Source organism: bacterium, from assembly GCA_040755795.1.
Classification (GTDB): domain Bacteria; phylum UBA9089; class CG2-30-40-21; order CG2-30-40-21; family SBAY01; genus JBFLXS01.
Genome location: JBFLXS010000294.1, coordinates 1 through 5,142, shown reverse-complemented (window position 1 = coordinate 5,142; position 5,142 = coordinate 1). Strand labels below are relative to the sequence as shown.

Below are 5,142 nucleotides of genomic sequence, written 5' to 3'. Positions count from 1 at the left end.
AACTTAACAAAGCAATAGGTTGTTCACCACCTTATTTTCCTTCCTTTGCGTCCTTTGCGAAATCTTCCTTTGCGCTCTTTGCGGTTAAATCTTTATACCTTTAAAAAACTTGAACATCAAGTATCAGTTAAAAAAAATGTTGACAAAATGAATAGTTTAATGTATAATTATTACAATAATAGAAGGTTCTCGGATAAAAGGTTAAGGTTAGGAAGCGGGTATGTAAGTTGGGTTAGGAAGTTGGTGATAGTTGGTTACCTGGACAAATTTCAAGGGGAAGAAAACACTAACTTCCTAACCCCTAAACCAAACCAGCCTTTTAACTTTAATCTCTTTACCCCAAAACGGGGAAAATCAACGCTAAATTTTATCCGAGAACGTTCTAAAACTAAAAGGAGGAATAAAAAAAAATGAGTAAGGTATTGACAAGAAGTATTACAATAATGGTAGTTTCACTATTTATGCTCTCAACAGTAAACCAATCTTATGGTGCCGCTTTATGCAATTTCACTAAACATGTTTACTTGATTGATAAGATAAGTAAAGGAACAGAAGAGGAATGCAATGTCTTAAAGTGGCGTGAGCGATGTTATATAGGTAACTGCAATTTGGAAGTGGGACACGGAGGAGAACACGATTTCAGTGCATGGAAACTATGCACAGACCCAAGCCATCCAGAGAAGGAGATGACTGCAAGATATTGCAAAGGTAAGGAAAACAAGAAAAAACGGGACGATGCTTACAGAAAATTAGAAAAAGAGAAAAAAGAAAGAGAAGCAAAGGAAGGATATGCATCTGTAGTCCTTCCACCTTCTGAAGAAGAAGGAATCGTTTGCAGTGTTTCATTCACTGCCCTGGAGGGAGAGACAGCAATTAATACAAAGTACACGGGTAAGATTACAAGTATCAAGTTTACTGCTGTTGACGGTAGAGAACTTACCCAGGAAGATGTACCAGATGTAAAGGTAAAAGAGCGTGATGGTTGGACTATTCTGGATATCCCTAAAGGAATAGGAATTGTTGGAGGAATAATAACAGGAGTAGAGAGAATCATAAAGATTCTCTCACCAAAGGAAAAAACAGAGGTTACCACCACTCCTCCAAAAGATAAAATTATACCAACTGACGGAGAAATTGAGGTTACAAATGGTAATATTGATGAAACAATAACTGGAGAAGATATCTTTGATATTACTAAGCCAGGAGAGAATATAGTTTCTATAGTTAAGCCAGAGACTAATGTAGAATACCCAATAGACATAATTGCCGCAAGAATAGATGAAATTAACGTAGTAGGTACTGATATACCCTTAGATGTGATAGGTCCAGAGGGGATATGTAAGGTTAAAGTGACAAAACCGGATGCGGCTTCAATTACTTCAGATGTGCCTTCCTGGGGATATAACCTTTCTATGCCACCAGTTACTCAAACAGGAGTGCCAGTGCCAATTACTGCATATGTCTGTGGTGTTAAAGGTAAAAAAGTAGAGTTTAAATTCATCCCTGAGGAAGGTCAGGCTATTGAACCACTGATGGTTACCTTATCTACAGAGGAACTTGGAAAACCTACTCCTATCGCTAAATTAACTACCACTAAGATTGGACCACAAACACTAAATTGTGAAGTTGTTATTATAAAATGAAGGGAGTAAGATGAAATTCGCAGAGAACTATTGGGGAAATAAGCCTGAATGGTAGTAATGAAAATTTAGATTTAAAAGTTTGAGAGTCTCTATGCTATCAAAGAAGTTGTATCATTTGATTATTCTTTTCTTAATTGTTTCATTTCAATCTCCTGTTGATATTTTTGCCCATGAGGAAACAGAAGTAGTAACCCTTCCATTTTTGGCTGTAAGGAAGAAGGACACTGTCCCAGAAAAGAAAATAGTAACCCTCCATTTCTTATCAATCGAGTCTGAAAAACCACAGTTAAAAAAGATAACCTTAATGGGTGAAGCAGGCTATTTTATCCCTACTGATGATAAAATAAAGGATATATACGGAAAAGGAATAATTTTCTCGGGAGGGGCAAAATATAATATCCCTCCAAATTTATCCATAGGAATTGCCCTTGATTATTGGGATAAGAGTGGAGATGTAAGGAAGATAGAGGAAATGACACGGAAGATAGACGAAATAGTGAAGGAGTTTCAATTTAACTACCCAATGGCAGAGATTAAAGTAGTAACCGGGGAGACGACGATGAGAATTATACCTGTAATTGTCACAGCGATATACAATATTCCAATCCGGGGTATAAGAGAATCTTTATTTTATTTTGGCGGTGGCCCCAGTTGGTATATGGCAAAGAAGAAGATAGATAATACGGCTATATCTGCTGCTATTGAAGATAAAGTTGTCGCCTCAGAAATAATTTTAGGAAAGGATGAATCAAAGAATATCTTTGGTTTTCATACCTTAATGGGGACGAATTACTTCCTCTCCAGGAGATTTTCTGTAACCTTAGAGGCAAAATATTCTTATACTAAAAAAGTATCTAACTGGGATATGAAATTAGGTGGACTTGCTCTTGCGGGTGGTTTTAATTATACATTCTAAAAATATAGATTTACTTTATGGTTACCTTATACCATTTCCCTCAACGGTTTCCTTACACTTCTGCAGGGTGACAACAAATTTTCCTTAATTCTTCTATAAAATTTTTTATATCATCTGTTGAAATTAACCCTACGGTGCCTATTCTAAAAACTTTACCTTTTAGATGTCCCTGGCTATTGTAAATGACAAATCCTTTTAATTTTAAAAGATGATGAAGTTTTTCAAAGGAAAAGCCTGCTGGTAGATAAACTGAGGTCATTGTATTAGAGAAAAGGCTTTCGTCAAGGAAAAATTTTAGACCTATTTCTTTTAATCCCTTTCTTAATAATTCAGCGATGTGTTTATAATGAGCAATTCTATTTTCTACCCCTTCTTCTAACAGTTCTAACAGTGCCGTTTTAAAGGCATAAAAAACCTGAACCGCAGGCGTAAAAGGTGTCTCCGCGAGGTTTTCTTCGGATTCAAGATGAGTTAAAAGGTCATTATAAGATGCTTTTTTGCCGCCTTTTTTAATTTTTTCAATAAATCTTTCGCTTACAATCACAAAAGCCGCCCCCGGAACTCCTCTTATACATTTATGCCCCGAGCCCATAAGCACATCTATGGTTAACTGATTCAAATCTATTTCCTCACCACCAATACTACTAATCGCATCAACTAACAGGAGTGTCTCATATTTCTGAGCTAAACAGGAGATTTCTTTTAGGGGATTTAAAAGTCCGGTTGAAGTTTCATGATGAACAATATAAATGGCATCGACATTGGTCGTTTTCAACCTTTCTTCTATGACTGTTAAATCCGGTAGATTCCCCCAACCAAAATTTATCTCTTGAAAATTAACTTTATAAGTTATAGCAATATTTCTTGCCCTTTCTCCATAAACGCCATTAGAGATGATTAATAGATTTTTGATATTATCTGTTAAAGAGGCAATAACACTATCTATGGCTAATGTTCCAGAGCCAGTGAAAACTACACTCTTATACCCATTTTTAGCCTTGCCAACCTGGAGAAGAAGTTGGCGAATATCTGATAGAATCTCTGATGCCTCACTATCACGATGGCATATATCTGGTAGGGTTAGAGATTTTCTCACCCTTTCTGAAATATTAGCCGGTCCTGGGGAAAAAATTATCATATTTTATTTCTTTTTCATCCTTTGAAAGACTTTATGTTGTCTTAAATTAAAGAGGTCTAGTGTAGGGTTCTCTAAGTAGATATAACAATATTATAGTAAGTATTAACCAAAAGTTCACATTAGTATTGTTGATAGTTGATGGTTGATAGTCTATGAAACTATCAACTATAAACTATAAACCATCAACTATAAACTATCAACCCTGTTGCTATATCTGTTCTATGAGAAATTTTCGTTAATAACTTACTATATGTATTTAGAGAACGCTATACTAGAATTGATGTATTGCCTGAAGGGTTACGAATTAATATTATCTCCACTCTAAGACCGCGGTTTCTTTTTTAGTCCCTTTATAAACATCTATCTGTTTAATTAGTTTTGATTCTACCTCAATTGTTGGTGTTGGAGTGCCTGTTTTGATAATAATGGTATCTTTTGGTTTTTCTGGTGGTAAGTCAATTACTTCCGGTGGTGTTGCCCCATCGGTCCAGACCAATGATTTAGAAGTTGGATGTCTAAGCGAGAGTCTAAGTTTTGAGGCTTTATCTGCGCCTAAAGCTAATTCTTCTGCCTCGCGTGGATAAACGGCTAAAGTCACGGTATCAAAAGCAAGGGGTGGTTTTTCCTCCGCCGTAACTTTCTTAGGTATAAATTGTTGACCCGTAGCTAAAACTATGGCTGATTGGACAATGGTTTTACTCACCAATTTTCCGGCAAAATCTGATTCAAATGTGCCAATAACATCTACCCTATCCCCTGGGGTGATTAAATAAGAAATAGCGCCTGGATTGTCAATCAGCAAAGTAATGGCTCTTCTTTCGGGTGGCACAATATACGCCAGCCTGCCAACCCCAAAGTAAATTTGTGAGGATAAAACTGGCGAGTTAGGATGGATGTTAACCTTCGCAATACCGCCAACCACACTCGTTAAAGAAGTAATTGCCTCTTTTGACACAGTTTCAGGTTCTAATTCCTTCAATGTCACCATGCCGGTATCAATCACCGTCTGAGCAGGAATTTCACCTACAGCAAAAACTACGCCGACCTTTTTCGGCTCTGGAACAGGTTCTTCTTTAACCACCGGCGGTTTTTTCTCTAAAGTCTTGAAATAAAATAATACCACCCCGCAGGTAATTAATCCTAATATAATCCCTATAGTTATAAGCCTTGTGCCCATTATTTTCCTCTCTTTCTCCCCTGAAAATCGGGACTCGGGGTTCGCGAAGAAAGAAACTCTCAACAATTCCCCCTTAATAAAGGGGGTTAGGGGGTTGTCCTTCTCCCATTTTCATTGCCCTTTGTGAGCCCTGGCTCATGTCCGTTTCCCCTGAAAATAGCGAATTAGTGAATTAGAGATTAGCGAATTAGTATAGTATCCACAGACTCGTATCCTCTGGTGTAGAACAGATATTCCCCCTTAATAAAGGGGGTTAGGGGGTTGTCCT

4 protein-coding genes are annotated in these 5,142 nt (G+C 37.1%); 2 read left to right on the top strand and 2 right to left on the bottom strand.

Annotated features, from left to right (window positions below):
- The first annotated feature begins 410 nt into the window (after positions 1 to 410).
- Both AB1414_15135 and AB1414_15130 read left to right on the top strand, forming a co-directional pair.
- Positions 411 to 1,643, top strand: a complete 1,233-nt coding sequence (locus tag AB1414_15135; protein MEW6608755.1) for a hypothetical protein — start codon at positions 411 to 413, stop codon at positions 1,641 to 1,643.
- A 91-nt stretch (positions 1,644 to 1,734) separates the two neighbouring features.
- Positions 1,735 to 2,559 carry a hypothetical protein gene (locus AB1414_15130; GenBank protein MEW6608754.1) on the top strand — a complete coding sequence of 275 codons (825 nt, stop codon included), beginning with the start codon at positions 1,735 to 1,737 and terminating at the stop codon, positions 2,557 to 2,559.
- Positions 2,560 to 2,611: 52 nt separating this feature from the next.
- Here the strand turns inward: AB1414_15130 and AB1414_15125 are convergent, their stop codons facing one another.
- Both AB1414_15125 and cpaB read right to left on the bottom strand, forming a co-directional pair.
- The gene (locus AB1414_15125; protein MEW6608753.1) at positions 2,612 to 3,697 is read right to left on the bottom strand and encodes an alanine--glyoxylate aminotransferase family protein; all 1,086 of its coding nucleotides are present in this window, start codon (positions 3,695 to 3,697) and stop codon (positions 2,612 to 2,614) included.
- Between the two features lie 310 nt (positions 3,698 to 4,007).
- Positions 4,008 to 4,874 (bottom strand): Flp pilus assembly protein CpaB, encoded by an 867-nt coding sequence (cpaB, locus tag AB1414_15120; GenBank protein ID MEW6608752.1) that lies wholly within the window; start codon positions 4,872 to 4,874, stop codon positions 4,008 to 4,010.
- Positions 4,875 to 5,142: the final 268 nt, after the last annotated feature.